The organism is Cupriavidus sp. OTU4054, assembly GCF_038440175.1.
GTDB lineage: Bacteria > Pseudomonadota > Gammaproteobacteria > Burkholderiales > Burkholderiaceae > Cupriavidus > Cupriavidus pauculus_D.
Window position 1 is genome coordinate 138,723 of the sequence record NZ_JASATF010000006.1, and the last position, 26,597, is coordinate 165,319.

At 67.3% G+C, this 26,597-nt stretch carries 29 protein-coding genes; 11 read left to right on the top strand and 18 right to left on the bottom strand.

The annotated features are described in order from the left end of the window. Window positions 1–136 precede the first annotated feature (136 nt). The 3 genes from AAHB16_RS09955 to AAHB16_RS09965 form a co-directional block, all read right to left on the bottom strand. Entirely contained in the window at window positions 137–706 is a 570-nt protein-coding gene (locus AAHB16_RS09955; protein WP_223851757.1) for a GAF domain-containing protein, read from the bottom strand. Then, complete coding sequence (locus tag AAHB16_RS09960; protein WP_150374950.1) at window positions 703–1,680, bottom strand: Bug family tripartite tricarboxylate transporter substrate binding protein; 978 nt, start codon at window positions 1,678–1,680, stop codon at window positions 703–705. The genes AAHB16_RS09955 and AAHB16_RS09960 overlap by 4 nt, the downstream gene beginning before the upstream one ends. Before the next feature lie 107 nt (window positions 1,681–1,787). Next, a complete protein-coding gene (locus tag AAHB16_RS09965) occupies window positions 1,788–3,620 on the bottom strand; it encodes a gamma-glutamyltransferase family protein (protein WP_342050756.1) in 1,833 nt (610 codons plus the stop codon). A 91-nt stretch (window positions 3,621–3,711) separates the two neighbouring features. On the opposite strand from AAHB16_RS09965, the gene AAHB16_RS09970 reads away from it, so the two are divergent. The 3 genes from AAHB16_RS09970 to AAHB16_RS09980 are packed head-to-tail and all read left to right on the top strand — an operon-like array spanning window position 3,712 to window position 6,020. Next, window positions 3,712–4,668 (top strand): LysR family transcriptional regulator, encoded by a 957-nt coding sequence (locus tag AAHB16_RS09970; RefSeq protein WP_150374952.1) that lies wholly within the window; start codon window positions 3,712–3,714, stop codon window positions 4,666–4,668. A 21-nt stretch (window positions 4,669–4,689) separates the two neighbouring features. Beyond that, the gene (locus AAHB16_RS09975) at window positions 4,690–5,706 is read left to right on the top strand and encodes a 5'-nucleotidase (protein ID WP_150374953.1); all 1,017 of its coding nucleotides are present in this window, start codon (window positions 4,690–4,692) and stop codon (window positions 5,704–5,706) included. Continuing rightward, a complete protein-coding gene (locus tag AAHB16_RS09980; protein WP_342050757.1) occupies window positions 5,703–6,020 on the top strand; it encodes a YnfA family protein in 318 nt (105 codons plus the stop codon). Before AAHB16_RS09975 ends, AAHB16_RS09980 begins: the two co-directional genes overlap by 4 nt. Here the strand turns inward: AAHB16_RS09980 and AAHB16_RS09985 are convergent. The 4 genes from AAHB16_RS09985 to AAHB16_RS10000 form a co-directional block, all read right to left on the bottom strand. Further along, a complete protein-coding gene (locus tag AAHB16_RS09985; RefSeq protein WP_150374955.1) occupies window positions 5,998–7,167 on the bottom strand; it encodes an alpha-hydroxy acid oxidase in 1,170 nt (389 codons plus the stop codon). The two genes, AAHB16_RS09980 and AAHB16_RS09985, sit on opposite strands and share 23 nt — an antisense overlap. Window positions 7,168–7,172: 5 nt before the next feature. Next, window positions 7,173–8,201, bottom strand: a complete 1,029-nt coding sequence (locus tag AAHB16_RS09990) for a Bug family tripartite tricarboxylate transporter substrate binding protein (RefSeq protein ID WP_342050758.1) — start codon at window positions 8,199–8,201, stop codon at window positions 7,173–7,175. Window positions 8,202–8,303: 102 nt separating this feature from the next. After that, window positions 8,304–9,029 (bottom strand): ribonuclease activity regulator RraA, encoded by a 726-nt coding sequence (locus AAHB16_RS09995; protein ID WP_150374957.1) that lies wholly within the window; start codon window positions 9,027–9,029, stop codon window positions 8,304–8,306. A 29-nt stretch (window positions 9,030–9,058) separates the two neighbouring features. Continuing rightward, complete coding sequence (locus tag AAHB16_RS10000) at window positions 9,059–9,844, bottom strand: SDR family oxidoreductase (RefSeq protein ID WP_342050759.1); 786 nt, start codon at window positions 9,842–9,844, stop codon at window positions 9,059–9,061. A 128-nt stretch (window positions 9,845–9,972) separates the two neighbouring features. Between AAHB16_RS10000 and AAHB16_RS10005 the strand changes: the two genes are divergently transcribed. Beyond that, a complete protein-coding gene (locus AAHB16_RS10005) occupies window positions 9,973–10,851 on the top strand; it encodes a LysR family transcriptional regulator (protein WP_342050760.1) in 879 nt (292 codons plus the stop codon). Between the two features lie 30 nt (window positions 10,852–10,881). After that, window positions 10,882–11,289 (top strand): VOC family protein, encoded by a 408-nt coding sequence (locus tag AAHB16_RS10010; protein ID WP_342050761.1) that lies wholly within the window; start codon window positions 10,882–10,884, stop codon window positions 11,287–11,289. Window positions 11,290–11,301: 12 nt separating this feature from the next. On the opposite strand, the gene AAHB16_RS10015 is transcribed toward AAHB16_RS10010, so the two are convergent. Continuing rightward, window positions 11,302–11,532: a hypothetical protein gene (locus AAHB16_RS10015; RefSeq protein ID WP_109583804.1), complete on the bottom strand. Its 231-nt coding sequence runs from the start codon at window positions 11,530–11,532 to the stop codon at window positions 11,302–11,304. 129 nt (window positions 11,533–11,661) lie between these two features. Here AAHB16_RS10015 and AAHB16_RS10020 point away from each other — a divergent pair, with 129 nt between their 5' ends. The 3 genes from AAHB16_RS10020 to AAHB16_RS10030 all read left to right on the top strand — a co-directional run bounded on the left by AAHB16_RS10020 (window position 11,662) and on the right by AAHB16_RS10030 (window position 16,033). Next, window positions 11,662–12,552, top strand: a complete 891-nt coding sequence (locus AAHB16_RS10020) for an alpha/beta hydrolase (RefSeq protein ID WP_150374961.1) — start codon at window positions 11,662–11,664, stop codon at window positions 12,550–12,552. Between the two features lie 10 nt (window positions 12,553–12,562). After that, entirely contained in the window at window positions 12,563–14,623 is a 2,061-nt protein-coding gene (locus AAHB16_RS10025) for a penicillin-binding protein 1A (protein WP_342050762.1), read from the top strand. A gap of 144 nt (window positions 14,624–14,767) precedes the next feature. After that, complete coding sequence (locus AAHB16_RS10030; protein WP_150374963.1) at window positions 14,768–16,033, top strand: arsenic transporter; 1,266 nt, start codon at window positions 14,768–14,770, stop codon at window positions 16,031–16,033. Window positions 16,034–16,052: 19 nt separating this feature from the next. Here the strand turns inward: AAHB16_RS10030 and AAHB16_RS10035 are convergent, their stop codons facing one another. The 5 genes from AAHB16_RS10035 to AAHB16_RS10055 form a co-directional block, all read right to left on the bottom strand. Beyond that, on the bottom strand, window positions 16,053–17,033 hold the full coding sequence (locus AAHB16_RS10035; protein ID WP_150374964.1) for an acyl-CoA dehydrogenase family protein: 981 nt from the start codon (window positions 17,031–17,033) through the stop codon (window positions 16,053–16,055). A gap of 13 nt (window positions 17,034–17,046) precedes the next feature. Further along, a complete protein-coding gene (locus AAHB16_RS10040) occupies window positions 17,047–18,207 on the bottom strand; it encodes an acyl-CoA dehydrogenase family protein (protein ID WP_342050763.1) in 1,161 nt (386 codons plus the stop codon). A gap of 21 nt (window positions 18,208–18,228) precedes the next feature. Then, window positions 18,229–19,248 carry a Bug family tripartite tricarboxylate transporter substrate binding protein gene (locus AAHB16_RS10045; protein ID WP_342050764.1) on the bottom strand — a complete coding sequence of 340 codons (1,020 nt, stop codon included), beginning with the start codon at window positions 19,246–19,248 and terminating at the stop codon, window positions 18,229–18,231. Between the two features lie 80 nt (window positions 19,249–19,328). Beyond that, on the bottom strand, window positions 19,329–19,787 hold the full coding sequence (locus AAHB16_RS10050) for a MaoC family dehydratase (RefSeq protein WP_150374967.1): 459 nt from the start codon (window positions 19,785–19,787) through the stop codon (window positions 19,329–19,331). Between the two features lie 24 nt (window positions 19,788–19,811). Further along, window positions 19,812–20,978 carry a CaiB/BaiF CoA transferase family protein gene (locus AAHB16_RS10055; protein ID WP_342050765.1) on the bottom strand — a complete coding sequence of 389 codons (1,167 nt, stop codon included), beginning with the start codon at window positions 20,976–20,978 and terminating at the stop codon, window positions 19,812–19,814. A 103-nt stretch (window positions 20,979–21,081) separates the two neighbouring features. On the opposite strand from AAHB16_RS10055, the gene AAHB16_RS10060 reads away from it, so the two are divergent. The 3 genes from AAHB16_RS10060 (at window position 21,082) to AAHB16_RS10070 (ending at window position 23,263) form a co-directional block, all read left to right on the top strand. Further along, complete coding sequence (locus tag AAHB16_RS10060; RefSeq protein ID WP_342050766.1) at window positions 21,082–22,008, top strand: LysR substrate-binding domain-containing protein; 927 nt, start codon at window positions 21,082–21,084, stop codon at window positions 22,006–22,008. A gap of 67 nt (window positions 22,009–22,075) precedes the next feature. Next, a complete protein-coding gene (gene folE / locus AAHB16_RS10065; RefSeq protein WP_223851758.1) occupies window positions 22,076–22,822 on the top strand; it encodes a GTP cyclohydrolase I in 747 nt (248 codons plus the stop codon). 3 nt (window positions 22,823–22,825) lie between these two features. After that, the gene (locus AAHB16_RS10070) at window positions 22,826–23,263 is read left to right on the top strand and encodes a BLUF domain-containing protein (protein ID WP_342050767.1); all 438 of its coding nucleotides are present in this window, start codon (window positions 22,826–22,828) and stop codon (window positions 23,261–23,263) included. On the opposite strand, the gene AAHB16_RS10075 is transcribed toward AAHB16_RS10070, so the two are convergent. The 5 genes from AAHB16_RS10075 to AAHB16_RS10095 form a co-directional block, all read right to left on the bottom strand. Further along, window positions 23,260–23,511 (bottom strand): hypothetical protein, encoded by a 252-nt coding sequence (locus tag AAHB16_RS10075; protein WP_150374971.1) that lies wholly within the window; start codon window positions 23,509–23,511, stop codon window positions 23,260–23,262. The two genes, AAHB16_RS10070 and AAHB16_RS10075, sit on opposite strands and share 4 nt — an antisense overlap. A 130-nt stretch (window positions 23,512–23,641) precedes the next feature. Beyond that, window positions 23,642–24,373, bottom strand: a complete 732-nt coding sequence (locus AAHB16_RS10080) for an amino acid ABC transporter ATP-binding protein (protein ID WP_150374972.1) — start codon at window positions 24,371–24,373, stop codon at window positions 23,642–23,644. Continuing rightward, entirely contained in the window at window positions 24,354–25,010 is a 657-nt protein-coding gene (locus AAHB16_RS10085) for an amino acid ABC transporter permease (protein WP_150374973.1), read from the bottom strand. Before AAHB16_RS10085 ends, AAHB16_RS10080 begins: the two co-directional genes overlap by 20 nt. Further along, window positions 25,007–25,675: an amino acid ABC transporter permease gene (locus tag AAHB16_RS10090; RefSeq protein ID WP_150374974.1), complete on the bottom strand. Its 669-nt coding sequence runs from the start codon at window positions 25,673–25,675 to the stop codon at window positions 25,007–25,009. The genes AAHB16_RS10085 and AAHB16_RS10090 overlap by 4 nt, the downstream gene beginning before the upstream one ends. Before the next feature lie 10 nt (window positions 25,676–25,685). Continuing rightward, window positions 25,686–26,501, bottom strand: a complete 816-nt coding sequence (locus AAHB16_RS10095) for a transporter substrate-binding domain-containing protein (RefSeq protein ID WP_342050768.1) — start codon at window positions 26,499–26,501, stop codon at window positions 25,686–25,688. Window positions 26,502–26,597 lie beyond the last annotated feature (96 nt).

Here is a 26,597-nt window from a genome sequence, read left to right on the forward strand (position 1 = left end):
ACTCGGCGTATTAACGGCTGGGCATTCTGATAGCTTTAGGCCCAAGGAGCGGATTTTGTCAGAAATGACCGTTCCGTGGTTGATTTTTGCAATCGCGCCACACTAGGGGAATCTGGAGGATCGGAACCGGACAGGGTTATCGGTCTTTCAGCCCGAGTACGCCGGGCAGCGCCAGCTGGCCAAGCCATTGCAGCATGGCCACCTGCGCGGCGCGCCAGCCTTCGACGTCCGCCAGGTAATTGAACGTCCCGACCACGCGGCCGCCGTGGCATAGCGGCACATTGACCACGCCGCGCAGCCCGAGCTCGCGAATCAGGGCGATATCGTCGAATACCGCCGACAGCGCTTCATCGCCCTCGCCCACGAACACTTCGCCGCGCTGCAGCAACTGCCGCGTCCACGGCGTATCGCCCTTGGCCTTGGTGCCGCCGACGGGGTAGGCGGCCGGGTCCGAGGACCAGAGCCGTTCGATCGTCGCGGCCTCGGCATGCCAGGCGTTGATGGTCAGCAGGCCGGGCCCGAGGAGCGCAAGCGTGGCCCTGCCCACCGTGTCGAACACGTCGGCCGGGCTGGCGGCGCCCCGCAACGCCTCGCACAGCCGGCCGACCTGACCGATGGTGAGCAGGACCAGCTCGTCGCTATCGTCGCGGCCGTCCGCGGCGTCACTGACGTACGTATCGACGCCCATCATGCGGCCGGCCATCATTCCGCCTGAATACCCAGCTCGCGGATCAGCTTGCCGTAGCGGTCCGCGTCGCGGCGCAGGATCTTGCCGAACTCCTGCGGCGTCGACGTCGCCGTCTCCACGCCAATCTTGTCCATCTGCGCCTTGACTTCCGGCAGCGTCATCACCTTGTTGATCTCGGCGTTCAGGCGCTTGACCAGATCGGGGTTCATGCCCTTGGGGCCGAACGCGCCGTACCAGACCGACAGCTCATAGCCGGGCAGCGTCTCGGCCACCGTCGGCACATTCGGCAGCAGCGGCGAGCGCTTGGCTTCCGTTACCGCCAGCAGGCGCAGCTTGCCCGCGTTCACGTGCGGCAGCGTCTGCGTGCCGGCCGAGAACAGCAGCTGGGTCTGGCCCGCCACGAGGTCGACCACCGCCGGCGCGCCGCCCTTGTACGGCACGTGCAGCATCTCGATGCCGGCCATCTTCGCGAACAGCACGGCGCTCAGGTGGTTGGTCGAACCCGATCCGGCCGAGGCGTACGCAATCTTGCCCGGATGTGCCTTGGCGTAGTCGATCAGCTCCTTCACGCTCTTCACCGGCACCGACGGATGCACGACCATCGTGTTGGTCACGTAGGCCAGCAGACCCAGCGGCGTGAAGTCTTCCACGCCCTTGAACGGCATCTTGGGCATCAGCGCGGGGTTCATCGCGTGCGTGCTCATCGAGCCCACCAGCAGCGTGTAGCCGTCCGGCTGCGCGCGCGCCACGAATGCCGAGCCGATATTGCCCGACGCGCCCGGCCGGTTGTCGACGATCACGGGCTGGCCCAGCGACTTCGTCAGGTGTTCCGACAGCACGCGCGCGAGGATGTCCGTGGACCCACCCGCTGCCCAGGGCACGATCAGCGTGATCGGCTTGGTCGGATACGCATCGGCCGCACCCGCGGCGGTGGCCATGCACATTGCCATCGCGGCCATACCGCGCAGCAGGCTCTTGACTACGGACCTCATGTTTCAACTCCCTGTCGTGTTGCGGCACGCCTTGCTTGTATCGACGGATTGCCGCGGGTTTTCTCTGAGTTGTCTCTTGTTGTCGTTATGTGCTTCGCGCGTCCGGCTCACCGGCCGACCGCGTATCCCTGCATGCCGCGCGCATTCGCACCCGCGCGCAGCACCAATCGTCCCCGGGCGTCACGCTCGCGCGTGGCGGCCGACATGCGGCCCTCTGACCAGTCGTCGCCCACCCGCACCTCGTGCCCGCGCTCGCGCAGGCCGGCGATGGTTTCCGCCGGCAGCCGGCCTTCCACGCTCAGGCGGTTGAGCACGGTCTGGCGCGGCCAGAACGAGCCCGGGAAATGGTCGATATGCCAGGCCGGCGCGTCGATCGCTTCCTGCAGATTCATGCCATGCACGGCATGGCGCAGGAAGAATGCCAGCGACCACTGATCCTGCTGATCGCCACCGGGCGTGCCGAACACCATGTACGGCTCGCCGTCGCGCAGCGCGAGCGACGGCGACAGCGTGGTGCACGGCCGCTTGCCCGGCGCCAGCGAATTGGGCAGGCCCGGCTCGAGCCACGTCATCTGCAGGCGCGTATTCAGGGCGAAGCCGAGCGACGGAATGGTCGGGCTCGACGACAGCCAGCCGCCCGACGGCGTGGCCGCGACCATATTGCCGTGGCGGTCGATCACGTCGATATGGCAGGTGTCGCCGACGAACAGTTCGCGTTCGGCCCATTCGCTCACCGGGGGCAGCGAGGCGAAGGTCGGCTCGCCGATGCCAAAGCGCACGTCGGCCGTGGCCAGCGTGCGCTCGGCCACGCCGAGGTCCGGCAGGCGCGGCGCAAGGCCGTTGAGCAGCGTGCCGGCGTCGATGGCCGTCGCGGCGTGGATGCCGATGCGCGCCGCGCGCGCGGCGAGGTATGCGGGGTCCAGCAGCGCGGCCAGTTGCGAGGGGACGAAGTCGGGGTCGCCATACCACGCAAGGCGGTCCGCCATCGCGAGCTTGGCGGCTTCCGCCACACGGTGCACGAACTCGAGCGAGGTCGGCGGATGGGCTTCCAGTCCCGCATGGCGAAGCATGCCGAGCTGCTGGAGGAACACGGGGCCCTGGCTCCAGATGCCGCACTTGGCCACCGTGTAGCGGCCGAAGTCCATCGTGGCCGGCGCTTCGACGGTCGGCGCGAAGGCAGCCATATCGTCGTAGCGGAGCAGGCCCTTGTGGCGCTCGCCCGTCGTGTCGCGCACCGGCGTGGTGCGGCAATACGTATCGATTTCCTGGGCGACGAAGCCGCGATACCAGCAGTCCATGGCCGCGTCGATCTGCGCTTCGCGCGTGTCGGCCGCGCCCATGGCGGTTTCGACGATGCGCGTGTAGGTGCCCGCGAGCACGGGCAGCGTGTGGAGGCTGCCGGGGCGCGGCACCTTGCCGTCGGGCAGCCACGTCTCGGCCGAGCTATGCCACTCGTCGCGGAACAGCGACTGCACGGCGAGAATGGCCTGCGAGATGCGCGGCACGAGCGGGAAGCCGTTGCGCGCGTAGCCGATCACAGGCTCGAGCACCTGCGCGACGGTCCACGTACCGTGGTCGCGCAGCATCGTCATCCAGGCGCCGAATGCGCCCGGCACGGTGGCGGGCATCAGCCCGATGCCGGGCATCATCTCGAGGCCCATGGCGCGCATGGCATCCGGGTCCGCGAGGGCGGGCGCCGGGCCCTGGCCGCAGACCGAACGCACGGCGCGGTCGCGTTCGCTCCAGAACAGGATGGGCACCTCGCCACCCGGGCCGTTCAGATGCGGCTCCACCACCTGCAGCACGAAACCCGCCGCGACGGCGGCGTCGAACGCATTGCCGCCGCGCTCGAGCACGCCCATGGCGGTCTGCGTGGCCAGCCAGTGCGTGGACGCGGCCACACCGAAGGTTCCGACGATTTCCGGGCGGGTAGTGAACATGGGCGAGATGTTTCTGTATGAATGTCTCGAGTATAGGACTAGCGAATAACCTGTTCGTGCGATCTTCTTATTGTGGTATTACTATTTGGTTATGCCGCCCCGTTCCGCACCCCATACCTCCGACCAGTTGCTGCACAACGTCGTCTCCCGGCTCAGACTGCGGCATCTGCCGCTGCTGCTCGCGCTGGAGCGGCAGCGCTCCGTATCGCGGGTGGCGGCCGAACTCGATCTTTCGCAACCGGCGGTCACCAAGGCACTGCGCGAGATCGAGGACATCTTCATGACGCCGCTGTTCGAGCGCACCCGGCGCGGGCTGGAACCGACGGCCACGGGCAGCGCCGTGCTGGCGCACGCGCGCGTGTCGCTCGCGGAAGCGGAGGCGCTCGGGCGCGAGCTCACGGCGATCGAGGCGGGACTGCGCGGGCGGTTGCGGCTAGGGGTCATTCCATACGTGTCGCGGCCCGTGCTCGATGCCGCGTGTGCGTATGGGCTCGATCAGCAGCCGAGGCTGTCGGTACTGGTGCGCGAGGGCACGACCGACGAACTCGTCAACGCGCTGCGGCTGCACGAGCTCGATTGCGTGATCGTGCGGTCGTTCTATGTGCCCGGCGAGGATATCGTGCAGGCGCCGCTCTACCGCGAGGAACCGGTCCTCGTGGTCCCGGCCGGCGCGGCGGAACGGCTCGCACGCGGGGCGCTGGACTGGCACCGGCTGGCGGCGCTCGACTGGATTCTGCCGCCGCCGCATACGCCGGTCCGCCGCACGATCAACACGATGTTCGCCACGGCGGGCGTCGCGCCGCCGCTGCCGACGGTGGAGACCTACTCGATCAAGACCACCGCGACCCTGCTCCGCAGCCAGCCGTCGACGATCACGATCGTCCCCAAGTCCGTCGCGGCGGAACTCGTCGATGGCGGCGGCGCGGCGGTGCTGCCTTATACGCTGAGCTGGGACTTGCCGCCCGTGGGCATCATGTGGCGACGGCAGGCGGAGCAGAACGAGGTGGTGTCGGCGCTGGTGACGGCATTACGGAAGGTCGTCGCGTAGACATCGCGCATATACTGCCGCATGGCCTACGATCTCACCGACAAACTCGTCATCGGCATCTCCTCCCGCGCGCTGTTCGACCTCGAGCTCGAAAACGGTATCTATCAGCGCGACGGCGTTGCCGCCTACACCGCCCACCAGCGCGAACACGAAGACGAACCGCTGCGCCCCGGCACCGCGTTCCCCCTCGTCCGTGCCCTGCTGAAGCTCAACGCCGCCATCCCCGGCCGTCGCCTCGTCGAGGTGGTCGTGATCTCGCGCAACTCGCCCGACACGGGCCTGCGTGCGTTCAATGCCATCGAAGCGCACAAGCTCGATATCACCCGCGCGGCGTTCACGGGCGGCGAGGCCATCGACCGGTATCTGCATGCGTTCAAGGTGGACCTGTTCCTGTCGCGCGATGCCGCCGACGTGCAGGCCGCCATCGACGGTGGCGTGGCCGCGGCGCAGCTGTACGACGTGCCGCCGGACTACCAGGCCCCCGACAACCAGATCCGCATCGCCTTCGACGGCGACGCCGTGTTGTTTTCGGACGAATCCGAACGCATCTACAAGCAAAAGGGTCTGGAAGCCTTCGTCCGGCACGAACAGAAGCACCGGCACGAGGCCATGGCCGAAGGGCCGTTTGCCAAGCTGCTGCTGCGGCTGGCCGAAGTCCAGCAGCGCTTTCCGTCCGGCGAATGCCCGGTGCGCATCGCCATCGTCACGGCCCGCAACAGCCCCGCCCACACACGCGTCATCCATACGCTGCGCACGTGGAACGTCGAGATCGACGAGGCGTTCTTCCTCGGCGGGCTGCCCAAGGATCAGGTCCTGCGCGCATTCGGCGCGCATATGTTCTTCGACGATCAGAAATTCCATGTGGAAAGCGCCGCCACCGTGGTGCCCGCCGGTCACGTGCCGTACAAGGGCGGCCAGCTGCTCGCGCCGCCGCGCAAGCGCCGCACGGTCAAAAGCGCCATGGCCGACGCCGACCTGCTGACGCAGGCCGAGTCCGCACCGGACGCCGCACCCGACGCTCCCACCGACGCCGCATGAAGACCGTCCCGCTGTATGTGCTGACCGCCCTCGCGGAAATCCTCGGCTGCTATCTGCCCTACCTGTGGTTACGCCAGAACGGCAGCGCCTGGCTGCTGGTGCCGGGCGCCGTATCGCTCGCGGTATTCGCATGGCTGCTGACGCTGCATCCCGATGCATCGGGACGCGTCTATGCCGCGTACGGCGGCATCTATATCGCGGTGGCCATCTGCTGGCTATGGCTCGTGGACGGCGTGCGTCCGAGCCCATGGGATATCGCCGGCGTCGCGGTGGCGGTGGCCGGCATGGCGATCATCGTGTTCCAGCCGCGCTGACGGGCGACCACAGAAAGCTCTCGTCGATGTCGTGGACCGACGTCGCGCCGAGCATCGCCATATTGCGCGAGACCTCCTGCTTCATGAGCTGGATGCCCTTGCGCACCCCCGGCATGCCCTGCACCGCCGCCGCATAGCAGAACGGCCGTCCCACGAACACGAACTTCGCCCCGAGCGCGAGCGCCTTGAGCACATCGCTGCCGCGCCGCACGCCGCTGTCGAGCATCACCGGCACGGTCGGACACGCGCGCACGATGTCCGGCAGCACGCGCAACGGCGCCACCGCACCATCGAGCTGCCGCCCGCCGTGATTGGACACGACGATGCCATCGGCGCCCGCATCGACGGCGATGCGCGCATCCCGCGCATCGAGAATGCCCTTGATGACGAGCGTGCCCGGCCACATCTTGCGAATCAGCGCGAAATGGCGCCAGTCCAGATGCCCGCGGTCCGAGAAATCGCGCTGCACGTTCTGTGAGAGAATCGGCGCGCCGCGCGTGGCGTAGTTGTTCTCGAAATGCGGCATGCCATGGCGCACCAGCGTCTTGAAGAACGTGCCGAACAGCCAGCGCGGATGGGTGATGCCCTCCCACGCCAGTCGCGCACTGGGCCGCAGCGGCGCCGAGAAACCCGCGCGCGCATAGTTCTCGCGGTTCGGGGGCACCGGCGTATCGACCGTCATGACGAGCGTGCCGAAGTCCGCCGCCCGCACGCGCTCGATCAGCGCGACGATGTTCGGCTCGTCGCCGGGCAGATAGGCCTGGAACCAGGCTTCCGGATTGACCCGCGCCACCTGCTCGAGCGGAATCAGCGACGACCCGCTCATGATCATCGGCACGTTCTCCTCCGCGGCCGCCTGCGCCAGCACGATATCGCCCCGGTACGCGGACAACGCCGCGAGACCCATGGGCGCGATGCCGAACGGCGACGCATAGGTCCGGCCGAACAGCGACGTGGCCGTGGACCGGCGCGAGATATCGACGAGCACGCGCGTGACGAGCCCGACGTCGTCGAACGCGTCGCGGTTATCGTGGAACGAGCGGTAACGTTCGGCCGCACCGGCGATATAGCCGAACACCGGTGCCGGCAGGCGGCGGCGCGCGGCCGCCTCGAAGTCATCGAGGCACAACGCCTCCGGGCTTGCCATGATGCTTATTCCGGCTTGATGCCCGACTTGCGCACGAGGTCGCCCCACTTGACGCTCTCCGACGCCATGTACTGCCTGAACGTCGCGCTATCCGAAGCTTCCACCTTCATACCCTGCGCGGCCATCTTGGCGCGCGTGTCGGGGTCCGACGCCACGACCTGCACGCCGTGCTCGAGCTTCTGCACGATATCGGCGGGCGTGCCGGCCGGCGCGTACAGGCCGAACCACGTCAGCGCCTCGAAGCCCTTGAGGCCGGATTCCGATACGGTCGGGATACTGGGCGCGCTCGGCGCGCGCTCCAGGCTCGACACCGCGATCGCGCGCAGCTTGCCGCTGCGGATATAGGGCAGCAGCGTCGGCAGGTTGCTGAACATCAGCGGCACCTGATTGCCGAGCACATCGGCAATCGCGTTCGCCTCGCCCTTGTACGGCACGTGCACCATCTGCACGCCGGCCATCGTCGAGAACAACTCGGCCGCCACGTGTTGCGGACCGCCGGGGCCCGACGACGCGTAGTTGAGCGCGCCGTTCTTCTCGCGGGCGTACTTGATGACGTCCTGCACGGTATGCAGCGGCAGCGACGGATGCACGACCAGCACCAGCGGCACCGAGGCGATCAGCGAGACCGGCACGAAGTCCTTGACCGGATTGAAACGCAGCTTCGGATACATGCCGGGCGCCACGACCATCGTCGATTGCGTGCCCAGCAGCAGCGTGTAGCCGTCGGGCCTGGCGCGCGCCACGGCCTCCGCCGCGATGGTGCCCGTGGCACCGGCGCGGTTCTCGATCACGAACGACTGGCCGAGGTCCTTGCCCAGGCCCTGCCCCACGAGGCGCGCGACCTGATCGACCGCGCCGCCTGCGGAAAAGCCGACCAGCAGCGTGGCCGGCTTGGTGGGGTAATCGGTGGCCGCATGGGCGATGCCCGCGTTGCCGAGCGTGACGGCGAGCCCCGCGCAGAGCGATGCCGTGATGAAGGTGCGGCGCGATGCCACCGGAAGAACCGCGAGCGTTTCCCCGTCGATGCGTGTCATGTCTGTCCCCTTTGATTATTGTTCTGGGGCGGCCGCGTCGGGCGCGACCGTCCCCCCAACGCGCGCGTGACGCGCGTTGTCCTGCCCTGCCGATGCCTGAAATCAGTCCTTCTGCTGCGCGCGCCAGGCCTGATAGCGCTTCTTGTTTTCTTCGTTGGGCGGATACAGGCCCGGCAGCTTTTCGCCGGCTTCCACCTGCTGCATGATCCAGCCCTCGACGCGCTCCTGCTCCTCGGCCTCGGCCACGACGGCCTCGAGCATATCGGCGGGAATCAGCACCGCGCCGTCATTGTCGAGCACCACCACGTCGTTCGGGAACACGGCCACGCCGCCGCAACCGATCGGCTCCTGCCACGCAACGAAGGTCAGGCCCGCCACCGACGGCGGCGCGGCCGCGCCGCTGCTCCACACGGGCAGCCCCGTGCCACGCACGCCGTCCACGTCGCGCACCACGCCATCGGTGACGAGCGCCGTGACACCACGCTTGCCCATGCGCGCGCAGAGGATGTCGCCGAAGATGCCGGCATCCTTGACGCCCATCGCATCGACCACCGCGATGCAGCCCGCGGGCATGTCCTCGATGGCGGCACGCGTGGAAATCGGCGACGACCACGATGCGGGCGTGGCCAGGTCTTCGCGCGCCGGCACAAAGCGCAGCGTGAACGCGCGGCCGACCAGACGCGGGCTGTTGGCATGCAACGGCATCGCGCCGCGCAGCCAGACGTTACGCAGGCCCTTCTTGAGCAGCACCGTCGTCAGCGTGGCGGTGGTGATCTTCGAGAGCACTTCGATCGTGCGCGCGTCCAGCGGCAGGGATTCAACGGACATGGATAAGCCTCGATTTGGAAGTTGATGGTTCAGATGCTGGCGATCAGGCCGCCATCGACGCGCACGACCGAGCCGGTCACGTACGCGGCGCGGGCGCTGGCAAGGAATGCCACCACGTCGGCGTACTCCTGCGGCTCGCCGTAACGGCCCACGGCAATCGATGCCATGCTTTGCGCGCGGACGTCCTCCACGGGGCGGTTCTCGCGCCCGGCCTTCTGCTCGTCGAGGAACTGGATGCGCGGCGTGGCGACGCGGCCGGGCAGCACGATATTACTCGTGACGCCATCGCGGCCGACTTCGCCCGCGAGCGTCTTGGACCAGCCCACGAGCGAGGTGCGCAGGGCATTGGACAGGCCGAGGTTCGGAATCGGGGCGACGACGCCCGACGACGTGCTCGTGATCACGCGGCCGAACTGGCGGGCGCGCATGCCGGGGAGCACGCGATCGGTGATCGCGATCACGGACAGCACCATGGCCTGGAACCAGCGTTGCCAGACGGCGGTGTCCTGTCCGAAGACGGGCGTCGGCGGCGGGCCGCCAGTGTTGTTGACGAGGATATCGACCGGGCCCAGCGCGGCTTCGATGGCGGCCACGCGCGCTTCGATCGCGCCGAGGTCGGCGAGGTCCCATTGCAGCGCGAACGCCTTGCCGCCGGCCTGCCCGATGTCCGCCACCACCGGGGCGAGCGCCTCGGCATTGATGTCGGCCACGGCCACCTTGACGCCTTCGCGCGCCAGGGTCCGCGCAATCGCGCCGCCGAGGCCGCCGCCCGCGCCGAGCACGAGCGCGGTCTTGCCATCGATCCCGAGATCCATGGGTGTCTCCTCCTTATTGGTCTGTTGCGCCATTGTGAGGAAGCGGAAACTCTAAGACAATTGGATTTTCTCGCGTTCAGAATGAACGTTTTGTGGATTGCCGTCGGAGAGAGGGCCCGCTTTCAAATATGGACACGCGCTTTATCGACACCTTCGTCATGGTCGCCGAATGCGGTTCGATGGCCGAGGCCGCACGGCGGATCCATATCACGCCCACCGCGCTATCCCAGCGCCTGCGCACGCTCGAGCGCGAGCTCGGCGCCCCGCTCGTGACGCGATCGGGCCGCTTCGTGCGGCTGACGGAAGCGGGCGCCCGCCTGCTCGCCCGCGCGCGAAAATTCCAGCGCGATGTGCGGGAACTGGAAATGGCCGTATCCGACGAAGGCTTCCCGGGCGGCCTGCGCATCGGCACGATCCGGACCGCGCTGACCAACGTCATGCCCGATCTGCTCCGGTATATCGCCCTGCGCCATCCAAGCCTCGATGCCACGATGGAAATCGGCACCTCGCACGATCTTTACCATCAGCTGGTCACGGGCAAGGTGGACGCCGCACTGCTCGTGGAGCCGCCGTTCAAGCTGCCCAAGGCGTACGTCTGGCACATGCTGCGGACGGAGCCGCTGGTGCTGCTCGCGCCCGCCCACCTCGCCGGCCAGGACCCCGACGCGATCCTCGCGGAGCAGCCGATGATCCGCTATGACCGCCGCACATGGGGTGGCCTGCTGGGCGAGCAATATCTGCAGGAGCGCGGCCTGCATCCGCAGGAACGCTTCGAACTGGATTCGCCCGACGGCATTCTGCTGCTGGTGAGCATGGGACTGGGCGTCTCGCTGGTGCCGGACTGCTATCCACGCGCCGCGGTACCCGATACCGCCGTGATCCTGCCGCTGCCCGAAGGCCGGCCGGTCCGGCAGCTGGGCTTCCTGTGGCCCAGGCAATCGCAATACGCGAGATTGTTCGAGGCCATGGTGAATAGCAGGCCCGAGGGTGAGGGCAAAACGCTGTAAAGTAACCCCCATCACAAACGGAGGCCCCGCATGACCCTTGCGATCGATCGCATCGACCACATCGTCCTCAACGTGAAGGACGTCGAAACCAGCGCCGCGTGGTATCAGCGCGTGCTGGGCATGCAACGCGAAGACTTCCCGTCGCGCACGGGCCCGCGCGTGTCCGTCAAGTTCGGCGAGCAGAAGATCAACCTGCGCCCGATCGACGAAGACACGGTTGCGTGGTTCACGGGCGTGAACCCGACATCGGGCAGCGACGACCTCTGTTTCATCACGCGGATGCCGCCCAATGAAGTGGTCGCGCATTTCCTCGCGCACGAGGTGCCCGTGGAGGCCGGCCCGGCGCAGCGCACCGGCGCGCTCGGCCCCATGAATTCGGTCTACTGCCGGGATCCCGATGGCAACCTCATCGAGGTCGCCAGCTATCCCCCGGCCTGAGACACCGAAACGTCAGCGATTGCCGTCCAGCAGGTCGTTGAGCATCTCGTCGAACGTCGCCTGCGCGTCTTCCAGCGCCTGCAGTGCGGCATCGAACGTTTGCAGCGCCAGCTTCGATGGCTTGCCCGCGCCCTCTGGCGGATACTGACTTTGCAAGGCGGTAAAGGCGACCTGCACCTGCCGCGTGGCGGCCACCACGCGCTCCATTGCCTGCGCCTCCTCGGCGCGCTTCTGTTCGTCCATGGCTGGCCCCCTCGGCCGTGTAATGCCTCAAAGCGCGTATCGTACAAGAACTTGCGCACGAACTTGCGTCAACCACCTGCTGTCTGAATGGATCCATCACAAAAAACAGGCTTCATGTCATCGAGCCTCATGTCAACACTGATCCGCCGGACGCTCGCCACCACACTCGTCACGGCCGGCGGCTTCGTCTGCTACTGGACCTACCTCGCGGTCAATCAGGAACGCCTGCTCTTCGACGCACGGCGCCGTCCGCCCCGCGACCTGCCGGAAGGGATCCTCGCGTATTCGCATACGGTGCCCGGCGGCATGCTGCGCGGCTACCTCTATCACGCCGGCGACGACGGCGTGGACGACCTGCTGTTCTACCTGCCCGGCCGGGGCGAGGACGTGCTGGACACGCTCCAGTACGTCAAATGGCTGCCCGACGGCATGGGCTTCGCCACGTTCGACTATCGCGGTCTCGGCCACTCGGACGGCATGCCCTCGGAGGCCTCGGCCGTGGCCGATGCCAGCCAGTTCCTGCTCCATATCCGCCGCGCATTCCCCGGCGTGCGCGTGCACGTGGTCGGCCGCTCGCTGGGCACCGGCGTCGCCATCCAGCTCGCGGACCTGCAGGACTTCGAGAGCCTGCAGCTGATCACGCCCTACGACTCGCTGCTGGAAATCGTGCGCAAGCGCTTTCCGCTGGTGCCGCTGCGCCAGCTCATGCGTCACCACTTCGATTCGATCTCCCATTGCAAGAAAGTGGTGCAGAGCACAAAGGTCCTGCTGGCCGAGTCGGACGCCGTGGTCCCGCACGAGTGCTCGGAGCGCCTGATTGCCGCGTGGCCGGGCCCCGTCGCCCTGCAAACCATCCCCGGCACCGACCATTTCACGATCGTCGAACGCGAGGAAACCTGGCTGGCATTGTGCGCCTTTGCACGTCAGGTGCCGTCCCAGGCACCCGCAAACACGGTCGCGGCGCCTCCCGCGGATCACACGGAGGCGGGCGAGCCATTACCGCTCGCTGCGGCGCGGTAGAATCGCGGCCATGAAAAAAATCGCAATCTGGACCGCCACCGCCCTCGGCGGGATGGCGGCCGCCGGTGTGCTGCTCGCCGGCTTCGCCGCGGTGGTCAGCCTGCGGCAACTGCCCTCGATCGACGCGTTGCGCGACTATCGTCCGGACGTGCCGCTGCGCATCTTCACCAGCGACAACACGCTGATCGGGGAATTCGGCACCGAGCACCGCGAGTTCATCCCCATCGAGCATATGCCCAAGCGCATGACCGAGGCCCTGCTCGCGGCGGAGGACGATCAGTTCTACTCGCACGTCGGCGTGGACTTCTCGGGCCTGATCCGCGCGGCGCTCGCCAATATCGGCGAGGGCTATGCGCAGGGCGCGTCCACGATCACGATGCAGGTCGCGCGCAATTTCTATCTGTCGCGCGAAAAGACGCTGTCCCGCAAGTGGTACGAAATCCTGCTGGCCTGGCAGATCGACCGGTCGCTGCCCAAGGACCGCGTGCTCGAGCTCTATATGAACCAGGTCTACCTGGGCGAGCACGCCTATGGTTTCGGCAGCGCCGCGCAGGTCTATTTCGGCAAGCCGCTCGCGGACCTGTCGATCGCGGAGACCGCGATGCTCGCGGGCCTGCCCAAGGCGCCTTCGACGATGAACCCGGCCGTGAACCTGCCGCGCGCGACGCGCCGGCAGGAGTACGTGCTCGGCCGCATGCTCTCCCTCGGCATGATCACGCAGGACCAGTACCGCGATGCGCGCGCCGAGAAGATCAGCGTGGTGACGGACGGCAACGGTCGCTATGCGGGGCACGCCGAATACGTGGCCGAACTCGCGCGTCAGCTCGCGCACGACCGCTTTGGCGACGACGCGTACACGCGCGGCCTCAACGTCTACACGACGGTGTCGTCGGTGCGGCAGACCATGGCCTATGACGCCGTGCGCGCGGGCATCGACAAGTACGGACAGCGCCATGGCGGGACCACCCCGCAGGCCGCGCTGATCTCGCTCGACAGCCAGACAGGCGCGATCGAGGCGATGATCGGCGGCTCGGACTTCCAGACCAACCGCTTCAACCATGCCACGCAGGCGCAGCGCCAGCCGGGCTCCACGTTCAAGCCGTTCATCTACTCGGCCGCCCTCGAGCGTGGTGTCTCGCCGGGCACGCTCATCAACGATGCCCCGCTCGACGATCCCAAGTGGAACCCGTCGAACGATGACGATCGCTTTGTCGGTCCGATTCCCGTGCGCGAGGCACTGGCCGAGTCGCGCAACCTGCCGGCCATCCGCACGCTGCGCGAGATCGGCATTCCATATGCGATCGACTACGCGGGCAAGTTCGGGTTCTCGAAGAGCCGCCTGCCACCGTACCTGCCGATGGCGCTCGGCACCGGCACCACGTCGCCCATGCGCCTGGCTGCCGCCTACGGCGTGTTCGCCAACCACGGGTACCGCGTGGAGCCGTATCTGATCCAGAAGATCACCGACGGCGAGGGCAATGTCCTGTTTCAGGCCGATACGGCCGTTGCACCGACGCGCGTGATCTCCGAGCGCAATGCGTTCGTGATGGACAGCCTGCTGCATAGCGTGGTCGATGCCGGCACCGGCACGGGCGTGCGCCGCTATACGAAGCGTCAGGACGTTGCCGGCAAGACCGGGACGACCAACGATTCGATCGACGGCTGGTTCGCCGGTTATGCGGGCGAGATCGTCACGGTCGCGTGGATGGGCTTCGACGACAATCGCCCGCTGGGCAAGCGCGAGTTCGGCGCGACCACGGCGTTGCCGATCTGGGCGGCGTATATGGAAGGCCGGCTCGCGGGCGTGCCCGTGTCGCTGTTCGAGGCGCCGTCGGGCGTCGCGCGGATCAATGGGGACTGGGCCTATACCGAATATCCGGACGGCGTCCACGCGGTGGCGTCCATCGGCTTCCCGCCGCCCGCGCCCGCGGAGGCCCCGCTCGACGGCGCCACGCCCGCTAACGACGGCTTCGGCCCCGCGGCCGTGCGCGATGGCAATGGCGGCGCGGCAACCCCCGCGCTGGGCATGCCCGCCACGAACGCCGCCCCGCGCGGCCCCGGTCAGCTCTGAGCATCGTGCGCGCCCGGCCCACGCCCACGTCCTTGCCCCGCCGCGTCGCACCGCCCGCGTGCGCGGCCCGCGCACCGCTCATGCCCCCTGTTCCGCTGCGCGATCGGCGCACCGGGGCGCGTTCCACCTTAACTTGACGAATCTGTGTCCGCCTGGTCTACCCCCCTGATCTGGAGCATCGCGTGCGCCGCCACGCTCGGCGTGCTGCTGCGCCCGTTCCGTCTGCCCGAATGGTGCTGGGCGATGGCGGGCGCGATTGCGCTCTGTGTCGCGGGCCTGCTGCCGCTGGCCGACGCGTGGGCCGCGGTGGCGCGCGGGAATGACGTCTATCTGTTCCTCGCGGGCATGATGATCGTCTCCGAACTCGCGCGGAAGACGGGCCTGTTCGACCATGTGGCCGCACTCGCGGTACGGCGCGCGCGGGGTTCCGCGCGCAGGCTGTTCGCGCTGGTCTACGGCTTCGGCACCGCCGTCACCATCTTTATGTCGAACGACGCCACCGCCGTCGTGCTGACCCCCGCCGTGCTGGCCGCCACGCGCGCCGCCCGCGTAAAGCATCCCCTGCCCTATCTGTTCGCCTGCGCGTTCATCGCCAACGCGGCGAGCTTCGCGCTGCCGATCTCGAACCCCGCCAACCTCGTGCTGTTCGGCGAACGCATGCCACCGCTGGCCGCATGGCTGGCGCGCTTCACGCTGCCATCGATCATCGCGATCGTCGTGACGTTCGCGGTCCTCTACTGGACGCAACGCGAGGCACTGGCCGAACGCATCGCGGAAGACGTCCCCACCCCGCCGTTGACGCTGCAGGCATGGCTGACCACCGCGGGCATCGTCATCACGGGCATGGCGTTGCTGACCGCATCGCTACTCGGCCGCGACCTGGGCTGGCCCTCGGCGCTGGGCGGTCTGATCACGCTAGGCGCGGTATCCGTATCGCAGCCGCGGCTGTTCATGCCCGCGGTACGCGAAGTCTCATGGGGCGTGATGCCTCTTGTGGCCGGGCTGTTCGTGCTGGTAGCGGGCCTGGAGCACACCGGGGTCATTACGCAACTGGCGCACTGGGTGCAATGGCTGTCCTCGCACCCGCACGATGTGGCGGGCCATATCGGAACGATCGCGGCAGGCGTGCTGGTCGGCCTCGCCTCCAATATCGTGAACAACCTGCCCGCCGGCCTGATCGCCGCGTCAGCCCTCTCCGCCGGCCACGCCTCCGAAGCCGTCACCGGCGCGGTACTCATCGGCGTGGACCTCGGCCCCAACCTCTCGGTCACCGGCTCGCTCGCGACACTGCTGTGGCTGACGGCGCTACGACGCGAGGGACATATGGTTACCGCGATGCAGTTTCTGCGAATCGGCGCAATGGTGACGCCGATCGCGCTGGTGGCGGCACTCGCGGCGCAGTTGCTGTAAGCCCCGCCGCCCGCCTCCGTCAGGCGGGCTCACCGCTCCAGACCCGAACCTGATCCACCGCGGCCAAACCGCCGGCAACCGCCGCCTCCCCAATCACCCGCCCCCAATACGCCTCCGAACCATCCGCCATCCGCCATGCATGCAACCGGCGCGTGAACAGCTGGAGGTCGTATTCCTCGGTCACGCCGATCGCCCCGTGCACCGCGTGCGCAATTGACGCCACCGCATGCGCGGCCTCGCTCGCCTGGCACTTGCCCAGCGCCGCCCGCATCGGATCCGGCAGCCATCCCTCCGCCTGACAAGCCAGCTGCGCCGCCACGCGCGTGGCGGCCACGTGCTCCGCCTGCAGCGCGATCTGATGCTGGATCGCCTGGAACTTTCCGATATGGCGTCCAAACTGCGCGCGGTCGTTCGCGTACTGCAACGTCAGGTCGAACGCGCGTGTCATCGCGCCGGCGATCAATGCCGTATGCAGCGCCGCCCCTGCCGTCCGCAACGTGCCGCGCGGTAGCGCAAAGGAAGACGCCCCCTCCGGCGCGCTTCCCGAAATCGTCACCGCGAGGTCACCGTGCGCGCCGGTCGTCGCCACAGCGGCCGCGTCCCGCGACAGCAGCATCGCGCGATCCCCGTCCTGCACAAGGAACCAGTCGGCCGTGGCCCCTTCGGCCACATACGCGCGCGCGGCGCCATCCCCCGTGACGAGCGTGATGCGGCCATCGGGCACGGGCACATTGGCCATGTCGAGCAACGCGCGCGCGACCATCGTCTGCGCCAGCGGCACCGGCACGGCATACCGCCCCATCGCCACGAGCATGGGCCCGATATCGGCCAAGGTCAGCCCGGCATCGGGCAACAGGCAATCGGCAAACCCGCTCTCTTGCAGCACGCGCCACAGCGCATCGCAGGATGCCGCGTTGCCCGCCTCGATCTCCCGCACGATCGCGGGCGTGCAATGGTCGCGCAGCAGCGCTTCCAATGCATCCGAATACTCGTTATCCATCACCGTCCCCCGTTCAGCGCAGCCCAAGCCCACGCGCGATCATTCCGCGCAGAATCTCGCGGGTGCCGCCGCGCAGCGAGTAGGTCGGCGAAATCTGGTTCACATACACGCACGTCCGATAGAGATCGGCATCGGCAGCCAATGCCGGATCGTCGCCCAGCGCGGCCTCCGCCAACTCGCCGATCGACTGCTCGAGTGCCGTGCCGAGGTCCTTGACCAGTGCCGCTTCCACGAGCGGGCTCTCGCCCGCGGCCAGGCGCGCCGTCACCGCGAGCGACATGGCGCGCAGCGTGGCCATCTTCGCCAGCAGGCGTCCCACCACAGCCGTGTCCTGCCGGACCGAGGACGACCGCCGCCATGCCGCGAGCCACGCATCGAGCAACACCACGCTCGAGTAAATCCGCTCCGGCCCGCTGCGCTCGAACGCAAGCTCCGCGTTCACCTGCTCCCACCCCGCCCCCTCACGACCGATCAACGCTTCGGCTGGCAGCCACACATCGTCGAAGAACACCTCCGAGAAATGCGCATCGCCCGCAAGATCGCGAATGGGCCGCACCGTCACGCCCGGCAGCGACAGATCGACCACCACCTGCGATAACCCCGTCTGCCGATCCCCCGGCTCGCCGGACGTCCGCACGAGCGCCAGCATGTACTGGCACCGGTCCGCATTGGTCGACCAGATCTTGCGGCCATTGAGCCGAAAGCCGCCGCCTTCCACCGCCGTCGCACGCGTCGTCACGCTGGCCAGATCCGACCCCGCATTGGGCTCGCTCATGCCGATACAGAAAAAGGCCTCGCCACGGCAGATCCGCGGCAGATAGAACGCGCGCTGCGCCTCGGTGCCATAACGCAGAATCAGCGGCCCGCTCTGCCGGTCCGCGATCCAGTGCGCGGACACGGGCGCCCCGCACGCCAGCAACTCCTCGACGAGCACGAAGCGCGCAAACGCATCGAGCCCCGCGCCGCCATATGCGCGGGGCAGCGTGACGCCGACCCAGCCACGCGCGGCCAGCGCGCGGCTGAACGCGGGGTAGAAGCCCATCCACGATCGCGCCCGCACGTCGGGCGGCAGCGCGGGCAGATGATCGCGCAGGAACGCCTTGACCTCCTGCCGGAACGACGACGCCGACGGCGGCAGCGTGGTAAGGGTGAACGTGCCAAAGATATTGGTCATGGATGCGTGCGGGATCCCGCCTCAGTCGAGCGTCACGCCCGAATCCCCGACGACCTTCCGCCAGCGATCGAGCTCCTGCGTCAGATACTTGCCATACGCCTCCGGCGACGACCCGCGCGGCTCCGCGCCCTGCAGCGCGAGACTCGCGCGCACGTCGGGCGAGGCCAGCGCTTTCGTCACGGCCGCGTTGAGCTTCCTGACGACCTCCGGCGGCGTCTTCGCCGGCACCATCATCCCCTGCCATGCGCCCGCCTCGAATCCCGGCATGCCCGACTCCGCAAGCGTCGGCACATCGGGCAGCTGCGCACTGCGCGTGCTGCTGGTGACCGCCAGCGCCTTCATGCGCTTGTCGCGGATGAAGGGCAGCGACGAATTGATCGTATCGGTCATGAACTGCACCTGTCCGCTCGCCAGGTCCGTCAGCGCCGGGGCGCTCCCCTTGTACGGCGCATGCACGGCGCTAAGGCCATTCGCCTGCAGCACGAGGAACGCGGTCAGATGCGTGACGTTGCCATTGCCTGCGGACCCATAGGTGAACTTGCCCGGATTGGCCTTCACCCACGCCACGAACTCGGGCACCGTGTTCACCGGCACCTGCGCGTTGACCTCGAGCACGAGCGGCACGTTGGCCGTCATCGCCACCGGCAGCAGGTCGCGCTTCACGTCATAAGACAGCTTCTTGTAGAGCGCGGGGCTAAGCGCGATGGACGACGTGTTGTACAGCACCGTGTACCCGTCTGCGGGCGCCTTGGCCACGATCTCGTTGCCGATATTGCCGTTGGCCCCGGGACGGTTATCGACCAGCACCTGCTGCCCGAGTTCGTCGGACATCTTCTTCGCGATGACGCGCGAGACGAGGTCCGTCGGACCGCCCGGCGGGAATGGCACCACGAGCCGGATCGGCCGGTCGGGGTAGTCCGATGCGCGCGCGGCGTGCGGCGAGAGGGCCGCGCCCAGCGCGATACCCGTCAGCGCGCGCAGCAGCGTGCGGCGCGACGGTGCGATGTGGATATGCCCGGCATTTTTGCTCTGGAATGGCATGTCGTGTCTCCTCCGGTAAAAACCGTGACTGCTATGAAGGCAACCAGACGGAGGCGCTCCCCGCGTGGTTGCCTCCCCCGTTACTCCCGTCCCGCCAGCAAGCGCCGCGCGGTGTAAGTCATCACGCATTCGCCGCGCTGGTTGAACACCTCGATCGACGAGTCCACCACCGCGCGTCCGCTCTTGGACGTCGGCCGCACGCCCGTCACCGTGACGCGCGCGCCGATGGTGTCCCCCACCAGCACGGGGCCATGGATCTTCTGCGTGAGCTCAAGCATGGCCAGCCCCGTGCCCTGGATCATCGTCTGCAGGATGAAGCCCTCGATCAGCGCATAGGTCAGCGCCGCCGGCACCGGGCGGCCCTTGATCGCACCGGCTTCGTATCCGGCTTCGATAAAGATGGCCTCGAGCATGCCCGTGACCGAGATAAAGTTGACGAGGTCGGTCTCCGTGACCGTGCGGCGGAAGGTCTCGAACACCTGCCCTTCCTTGATGTCCTGCCAGTAGAAGCCTTGTCCCAGGCGTTGCGGTTGCGTCATGTCGTCTCCTCTTTATGGATCTGCTTATCGCAGCGCATCGATCTCCGCATCGGTCAGCCCAATGCCGCCAAGCACCTCGCGCGTATGCTCGCCCAGCCTTGGCGGCACCGCGGCGTGCCCGCGCTCGCCATCGAACCGCACCGGCGCACCGGGGAAGCGCAGCGTGCCCATCGCCGGGTCCGCGACCGTATCGAAGAAACCCGTCTCGCGCAGATGCGGATCATCGACGAGCTCGTCCAGCCCGTTCACACGCGCCACCGGAATCTGCAGGTCTTCGCAGATGCCGAGCCACTCGTCGGTACCGCGCTCGCGCACGAGCTCGCCCGTGATTTCGTACAGCGTCTCGATATGCCGCGTGCGCGCCGCGATATCGGCGAAGCGCGCATCGGTGGCCAGGTCGTCTCGGTCCGATGCGCGGAAGAAGTCGCGCCAGTGCGCATCGGTGTACGGCATCATGCAGACGTACCCGTCGGCGGTCTGATACGGCCGGCGCAGCGGCGCCAGCACGCGCGGATAGCCGGCCCGCGCGCGCGGCGGCTCGAAGTGCTGGCCGTACAGATGCTCGACGAGGTTGAACGCGACCATCGACTCGAACATCGGCACCTCGACCATCGTGCCCTTGCCGCCATTGCGCTCGCGTCCCGCCAGCGCCGCCGAGATCGACAGCGCGGCCACGAGACCGCTGGTCTTGTCCGCCGCGATCGTCGGGAAATAGCGCACCGTGCCGGTCTGCGCGGCCATCAGCGCGGCATTGCCGCACAGGCCCTGGATGATGTCGTCGTAGGCGGGGCGGCCGCCGTAAGGGCCGTCTTCCGCGAAGCCGAGCAGGCTCACGTAGACCAGCCGCGGATGGCGCGCCATCACGCTGGCGGGATCGAGGTCGAGCTTGCCGAGCTTCTGCGGCCGCATGCTGTGCAGGAAGACGTCCGCAGTCTCGAGCAACCGGTGCAATGCCTGCTGCGCGGCGGGCTGCTTGAGGTTGAGCACCACGCTCTTCTTGCTGTGGTTGACGCCGAGGAAGATCGCGGACATGCCGTCTTCGGTCGCCGGCCCCGTGCGGCGCGTGGAGTCGCCGTCGGGCGTCTCCACCTTGATCACCTCCGCGCCGAGGTCCGCCAGCCACTGGCTCGCGTAGGGCCCCATGACCACGGTCGAGAGATCGACCACGCGAATTCCGGATAGGGGCAACATGCCGGGTCTCCTGTCTATTTTGTTCGAGGCCAAAGACTAGTCCAGCCGAGGGTATTCAGTCTAATATTAGTTTTTTAATAACCGATATCGTCTGGATATCACCATGGATCTGCGCCAGTTGCAGCAGTTCGTCGTGCTCGCCGAGACCGGCAACTTCCACCGGGCGGCCGAGCGCCTGCATATGGCCCAGCCCCCGCTGTCGATTTCCATCCGCAAGCTCGAGGCCGAACTGGGCACGCCGCTGTTCGTGCGCACCACACGCGGCGTGCGGCTGACGCAAGCCGGCGAGGCCGCGCTCAACGATGCCCGGCGCGCACTGTTCCACGCTGGCCAGGCCCGCGCGGCCGCGGTTTCCGCCGCGCATGGCGAGCGCGGGGCGCTGCGCATCGGTTTCGTGGGGTCCGCCACCTATGCGCTGCTGCCCAAGCTGATTCCTGCGTTTCGGGACGCCCATCCGGGCATCGAACTGATCCTGCACGAGTCGACATCGGCGTCGATCCTCGACCGCATCGAACGCGGCCAGCTCGATGCGGGCCTCGTGCGCTTTCCGATCCTGAGCAGCGGCCCGTTCACGCTGCTGCCGCTGGAGTCCGACACCTTCGTCGCGGCCGTGCCGGCCGACAGCGCGTTCGCGCAGCAATCGGGCATCGCGCTGAAGACGCTGGCCAGCGAACCGTTCATCATGCACCCGAGCGCCGACGTCCCCAACCTGCAGGCCGTGGCGATGCTGATGTGCCAGCAGGCGGGCTTCGTCCCCCGCATCGCGCAGGAAGCCGTGCAGGTCCAGACCATCGTCAGCCTTGTCGAAAGCGGCCTCGGCGTGGCGCTCGTCCCGGGCGTCACCGCCCGCTATACCAACCGCCGCGTGCGCTTTCTGCGCATCACGAGCCCTCGCCCCGCAGCCCGCATCGGCATCGCGCTGGCCACGCAGCAGGATACGGACGACCGCCATGTCCAGCAGTTTCTGGCCGCGGCTCGGCGGATCGCCGCGCAGGCGCCGTCCGGCGAGGTGCCCGCCGCGCGGTTGTAGCAACATTCGAACTGCCATATAGTGAAGCATTGCGCACGATGGCGCCTCTCCACAGACAGCGGTTTACATGTCAGATCAGGATCAACCCGCGCCCGTCCCCGTCTCCGTCCCGCCGGCAACCGAGGTTTCCGCTGCCAGCGGTGTTTCCGAGCGCATTCGGGCGCGTCTGCTGGCCGCCAACGTGCGGTTCCATGCGAACGACAATATCGCGCGCTATATCGAGCCCGGCGAGCTCGATGCGCTCCAGGGCGAAGTGCAGGCCAAGCTCGAAGAGGTGCTGCGCACGCTCGTGATCGACGTCGATCAGGACCACAACACGCGCGAGACCGCGCGGCGCGTGGCCAAGATGTACCTCAAGGAAATTTTCGCGGGCCGCTATGCGCGGGCGCCGGAAACCACCGAGTTCCCGAACGTCGAGCAGCTCAATGAACTGATGATCGTCGGGCCTCTCCGCGTGCGCAGCGCATGTTCGCACCACCTGTGCCCGATCATCGGCAAGCTGTGGGTCGGCGTGATGCCGAACCGGCATTCGAACCTGATCGGCCTGTCGAAATACGCGCGCCTTGCCGAATGGATCATGTGCCGCCCGCAGATCCAGGAAGAAGCCGTTGCGCAGGTGGCCGACCTGCTGCAGGAAAAGATGAACCCCGACGGCCTCGCCATCGTCATGGAAGCCGAGCACTTCTGCATGCACTGGCGCGGCGTGCGCGATACCGACGCCAAGATGACCAACAGCGTGATGCGCGGCTCGTTCCTCAAGGACGACAAGCTGCGGCGCGAATTCCTCACGCTGCTGCACCTCAACAAAGGCTGACCCATGCTAGTCCGACTGCTCTACGCAAGCCGCGCGAAGGAACCCCTCGACGCCGCCACGCTCGATGCCATCTTCGAGACGAGCATGGCCGGCAACACGCGCCATGGCATCACGGGCGTGCTGTGCCACGGCAATGGCATCTTCCTGCAGGCGCTCGAAGGCGAGCGTGCGACGGTGTCGCGGCTGTTCCTGAACATCGGCCGCGACGCGCGCCACGAGGACGTGGTACTGCTCGATTTCGCGGAGATCGCCGAACGCGAGTTCTCGGTCTGGTCGATGGGGCGCGTCAACGTGGGCAAGCTCAATCCCGCCACGCTGCTCAAGTACTCGGCGCAGGGCGAGCTCGACCCCTACCGCATGCCCGCGGTAGCGTCGCTGTCGCTGCTCAAGGAACTCGCGGCCGGTGCGTCGATCGTTCAGTCCGCTTCGCGCCAGGCTTAATGCGAAACCTGCCCGAATAACCCGCACTCGAGATCGCTCTCGAACTCCTCCACCCATGCGGTGCCCGGCCCCGCGTCGTAGACGCTGGCCGCGCCCGTACTCTGGCGCCTGACTGTCACCTGGCGAGCCGATGTGCCATTGACATCGGAAATCTCGAAGTCCTGCGGCATCAGTCCAACCAGTTGGACGACGGCCGCCACATCCTGTTGCTCGTTGGACGGGAATTGCTCGAATTGACGTTGCGTCATGGCACACCTCCAGGCGGGGGTAGGTCAGCGGAGCAAGCCTGCCACAAATTTCAGGCGTGCGTATGGCACGCGCGAAGACCCCAACGGCATCGCATATATTGTGCGCGCCGCGTTGCCCGTTCCTGAGCGATCAGGCCGTCACCATCCCGAGGAATTGCTGGAGTTCGGGCGTCTGCGGATTGGAGAACACGCTCTCCGGCGCGCCGATTTCGTGCACCCTGCCCTGATGCATGAACACAACGCGGTCGCACACCTCGCGCGCAAAGCGCATCTCGTGCGTGACCATCAGCAGCGTCATGCCTTCGCTGGCCAGCCCGCGCACGACCTGCAGCACTTCGTTGACCAGTTCCGGATCGAGCGCCGACGTAATCTCGTCGCAGAGCAGCGCCATCGGCTCCATCGCCAGTGCACGCGCGATGGCCACGCGCTGCTGCTGCCCGCCGGACAACTGGTCGGGGTAGGCATCGAACTTCGCCGACAGCCCCACGCGCGCGAGATTGGTCTCGGCCAGTTCGCGCGCCTTCGCCTCGGGCGTGCCCTTGACGATCATCGGCGACAGCATCACGTTGCGGCCCGCGCTCAGATGCGGAAACAGGTTGAACTGCTGAAAGATCATGCCGACCTTGAGCCGCAGCGCGCGCAGCTGCAATTCGCTGTTCGCCAGATGCGCGCCCGCCACCGTGATCGCGCCCGAGTCGATCTGCTCGAGCCCGTTGATGCAGCGGAGCAGCGTGCTCTTGCCCGAGCCGCTCTTGCCGATGATCGCGATGACCTCGCCCGGTTCCACGGACAGGGACACACCCTTCAGCACCTCGTTGGCGCCATACGACTTGCGGACATCCTCAATGGCGATGAGCGCCATGGAACTTCTCCTCGAGCTTCCTGCTGTATTGCGAGAGCGGCCAGCACAGCGCGAAGTACATCAGCGCCACGGCCGCATAAACGGTAAACGGTTGGAACGTCGCATTGACGATCATCGTGCCGGCCTTCGACAGTTCGGTAAAGCCGATGATCGACGCGAGCGCGGTGCCCTTGATCACCTGCACGCCAAACCCGACCGTCGGCGCCACCGCGATGCGCAGCGCCTGCGGCAGGATCACGTGACGCATCTGCTGCACGTACCCCATGGCCAGACTGGCCGAGGCTTCCCATTGCCCGCGCGGAATCGACTCCACGCAGCCGCGCCAGATCTCGGCGAGGAATGCCGCGGTCCAGAGCGTCAGCGCCAGTCCGGCCGCGAGCCATGCGGGCACGTCGATGCCGAACAGCGCGAGCCCGAAGAACGCGAGGAACAGCTGCATCAGCAGCGGCGTGCCCTGGAACACTTCGATGTAGACGGACATCGCGCGCCGTACCCATGCGCGCCGCGACGTGCGGCCGAACAGCACCAGCAGCCCGACCAGCCCGCCGCCGACGAATGCCACCAGCGACAGCAGTACCGTCCAGCGCGCCGCGAGCAGCAGGTTGCGGACGATGTCCCATAACGAAAACTCGATCATCGGGACTTCCTGACAAAAAGGCTCCGACCCAACGCGCGCAGCAACTGCCGCAGCAGCAAGGCGAGCCCCAGATAGATCAACGTACTGACCAGATACACCTCGAACGCGCGAAAGTTGCGGCCCTGGATAAAGTTGGCCGCATAGGTCAGGTCCTGCGCGGCAATCTGCGAGCAGACCGCCGACCCGAGCATCACGATCACGATCTGGCTCGACAGCGCGGGCCAGATCTTCTGCAGCGCCGGACGCAGCACCACGTGCCGGAACACCTGCACGCGCGACATCGCGAGGCTGGCACCCGCTTCGTACTGGCCCCGCGGCGTGGCGGCCACGCCCGCGCGCACGATCTCCGTGCCGTAGGCGCCCAGGTTGATCACCATCGCCAGCGAGGCCGCCACCATCTCGGGCAACTGCACGCCCAGGCTGGGCAGCCCGAAGAAGATGAAGAACAACTGGATCAGGAACGGCGTATTGCGGATGACCTCCACATACGCCCCCACCACGGCGCGCAGCCAGCGCGGCCCCTCGGTGCGTGCCCACGCGCCGAGGATGGCCACGGCCACGCCGAGCACCCCCCCGGTGACCGTCAGCTGCGCGGTCACCGCGATGCCCTTCGCGAGCACGTCGGTATAGCCGAGGATCGAGCCGAAATCGAACTGATATGCCATTCGCCGCGGATCAGAGTTGTGCCGGCAGCGGACGCAGCAGCCACTTGATCGACAGCGAGTTCAGCGAGCCATCCTTCTTCGACTCGGCCAGAATCGCATTCACCTTTTCCTGCAGGCGCGTCTCGCCCTTGTTCAGGCCGATGAAGCACGGCGAATTCTTGATCAGGAACTTGGTTTCCGGCGTCTTGGGCGGATGCTTGGCGATGATCGCCGACGCCACCACGTTGCCGGTCGCAATCAGTTGCACCTGGCCCGACAGGAACGCCGAGATCGTCGCGTTGTTGTCCTCGTAGCGCTTGATCGTGGCATTGGGCGGCGCGATCTTGCTGAGTTCCAGGTCTTCGACCGCGCCGCGCGTCACGCCGACGGTCTTGCCGGCCAGATCGGCGGCGGTCTTGACGGCCATGTCGGCCGGGCCGAACACGCCGTTATAGAACGGGGCATAGGCTTCCGAGAAGTCGAGCACCTTCTCGCGCTCGGGGTTCTTGCCGAGGCTGGAGATGATCAGATCGACCTTCTTCGTCTGCAGGTACGGCACGCGGTTCGTGCTCGTCACGGGCACCAGCTGCAGCTTGACGCCCATCTTCTTGGCCATCAGCGCGGCCACGTCGATATCGAGGCCCTGTGGCGCCATATCGGCACCGATCGAGCCGAACGGCGGAAAGTCCTGCGGCACGGCGACGCGCAGGACACCGGCCTTCGTCACATCGTCCAGCGCATCGGCGCGGGCCGGCGCGGAGAGCGTCAGGCTGGCGAGACAGGCGCCGGCCGCGGTGGCCAGCAGAAAGGTGCGACGGACGCGCGAAACGAAAACATTCGAAGGCATGGGCGGCAGGTCCTTTTTGTCAGGGGCGGATTGTCGATGGCCTCTGACAACGCAAACGGCATGCCAGCTTTGTATGCAATATTTGGTCTCAATCGC

Bases quoted from the DNA above. Each gene is read 5' to 3' on its own strand.
- AAHB16_RS09990 (WP_342050758.1), bottom strand. From the start codon at position 8,201: ATGACACGCATCGACGGGGAAACGCTCGCGGTTCTTCCGGTGGCATCG.
- AAHB16_RS10020 (WP_150374961.1), top strand. From the start codon at position 11,662: ATGTCAACACTGATCCGCCGGACGCTCGCCACCACACTCGTCACGGCC.
- AAHB16_RS09980 (WP_342050757.1), top strand. From the start codon at position 5,703: ATGAAGACCGTCCCGCTGTATGTGCTGACCGCCCTCGCGGAAATCCTC.
- AAHB16_RS09955 (WP_223851757.1), bottom strand. From the start codon at position 706: ATGATGGCCGGCCGCATGATGGGCGTCGATACGTACGTCAGTGACGCC.
- AAHB16_RS09965 (WP_342050756.1), bottom strand. From the start codon at position 3,620: ATGTTCACTACCCGCCCGGAAATCGTCGGAACCTTCGGTGTGGCCGCG.
- AAHB16_RS10080 (WP_150374972.1), bottom strand. From the start codon at position 24,373: ATGGCGCTCATCGCCATTGAGGATGTCCGCAAGTCGTATGGCGCCAAC.
- AAHB16_RS10070 (WP_342050767.1), top strand. From the start codon at position 22,826: ATGCTAGTCCGACTGCTCTACGCAAGCCGCGCGAAGGAACCCCTCGAC.
- AAHB16_RS10055 (WP_342050765.1), bottom strand. From the start codon at position 20,978: ATGTTGCCCCTATCCGGAATTCGCGTGGTCGATCTCTCGACCGTGGTC.
- AAHB16_RS09995 (WP_150374957.1), bottom strand. From the start codon at position 9,029: ATGTCCGTTGAATCCCTGCCGCTGGACGCGCGCACGATCGAAGTGCTC.
- AAHB16_RS10025 (WP_342050762.1), top strand. From the start codon at position 12,563: ATGAAAAAAATCGCAATCTGGACCGCCACCGCCCTCGGCGGGATGGCG.
- AAHB16_RS10090 (WP_150374974.1), bottom strand. From the start codon at position 25,675: ATGGCATATCAGTTCGATTTCGGCTCGATCCTCGGCTATACCGACGTG.
- AAHB16_RS10035 (WP_150374964.1), bottom strand. From the start codon at position 17,033: ATGGATAACGAGTATTCGGATGCATTGGAAGCGCTGCTGCGCGACCAT.
- AAHB16_RS10000 (WP_342050759.1), bottom strand. From the start codon at position 9,844: ATGGATCTCGGGATCGATGGCAAGACCGCGCTCGTGCTCGGCGCGGGC.
- AAHB16_RS10005 (WP_342050760.1), top strand. From the start codon at position 9,973: ATGGACACGCGCTTTATCGACACCTTCGTCATGGTCGCCGAATGCGGT.
- folE (WP_223851758.1), top strand. From the start codon at position 22,076: ATGTCAGATCAGGATCAACCCGCGCCCGTCCCCGTCTCCGTCCCGCCG.
- AAHB16_RS10060 (WP_342050766.1), top strand. From the start codon at position 21,082: ATGGATCTGCGCCAGTTGCAGCAGTTCGTCGTGCTCGCCGAGACCGGC.
- AAHB16_RS10085 (WP_150374973.1), bottom strand. From the start codon at position 25,010: ATGATCGAGTTTTCGTTATGGGACATCGTCCGCAACCTGCTGCTCGCG.
- AAHB16_RS10015 (WP_109583804.1), bottom strand. From the start codon at position 11,532: ATGGACGAACAGAAGCGCGCCGAGGAGGCGCAGGCAATGGAGCGCGTG.
- AAHB16_RS09970 (WP_150374952.1), top strand. From the start codon at position 3,712: ATGCCGCCCCGTTCCGCACCCCATACCTCCGACCAGTTGCTGCACAAC.
- AAHB16_RS10095 (WP_342050768.1), bottom strand. From the start codon at position 26,501: ATGCCTTCGAATGTTTTCGTTTCGCGCGTCCGTCGCACCTTTCTGCTG.
- AAHB16_RS09975 (WP_150374953.1), top strand. From the start codon at position 4,690: ATGGCCTACGATCTCACCGACAAACTCGTCATCGGCATCTCCTCCCGC.
- AAHB16_RS10075 (WP_150374971.1), bottom strand. From the start codon at position 23,511: ATGACGCAACGTCAATTCGAGCAATTCCCGTCCAACGAGCAACAGGAT.
- AAHB16_RS09960 (WP_150374950.1), bottom strand. From the start codon at position 1,680: ATGAGGTCCGTAGTCAAGAGCCTGCTGCGCGGTATGGCCGCGATGGCA.
- AAHB16_RS10040 (WP_342050763.1), bottom strand. From the start codon at position 18,207: ATGACCAATATCTTTGGCACGTTCACCCTTACCACGCTGCCGCCGTCG.
- AAHB16_RS09985 (WP_150374955.1), bottom strand. From the start codon at position 7,167: ATGGCAAGCCCGGAGGCGTTGTGCCTCGATGACTTCGAGGCGGCCGCG.
- AAHB16_RS10010 (WP_342050761.1), top strand. From the start codon at position 10,882: ATGACCCTTGCGATCGATCGCATCGACCACATCGTCCTCAACGTGAAG.
- AAHB16_RS10050 (WP_150374967.1), bottom strand. From the start codon at position 19,787: ATGACGCAACCGCAACGCCTGGGACAAGGCTTCTACTGGCAGGACATC.
- AAHB16_RS10045 (WP_342050764.1), bottom strand. From the start codon at position 19,248: ATGCCATTCCAGAGCAAAAATGCCGGGCATATCCACATCGCACCGTCG.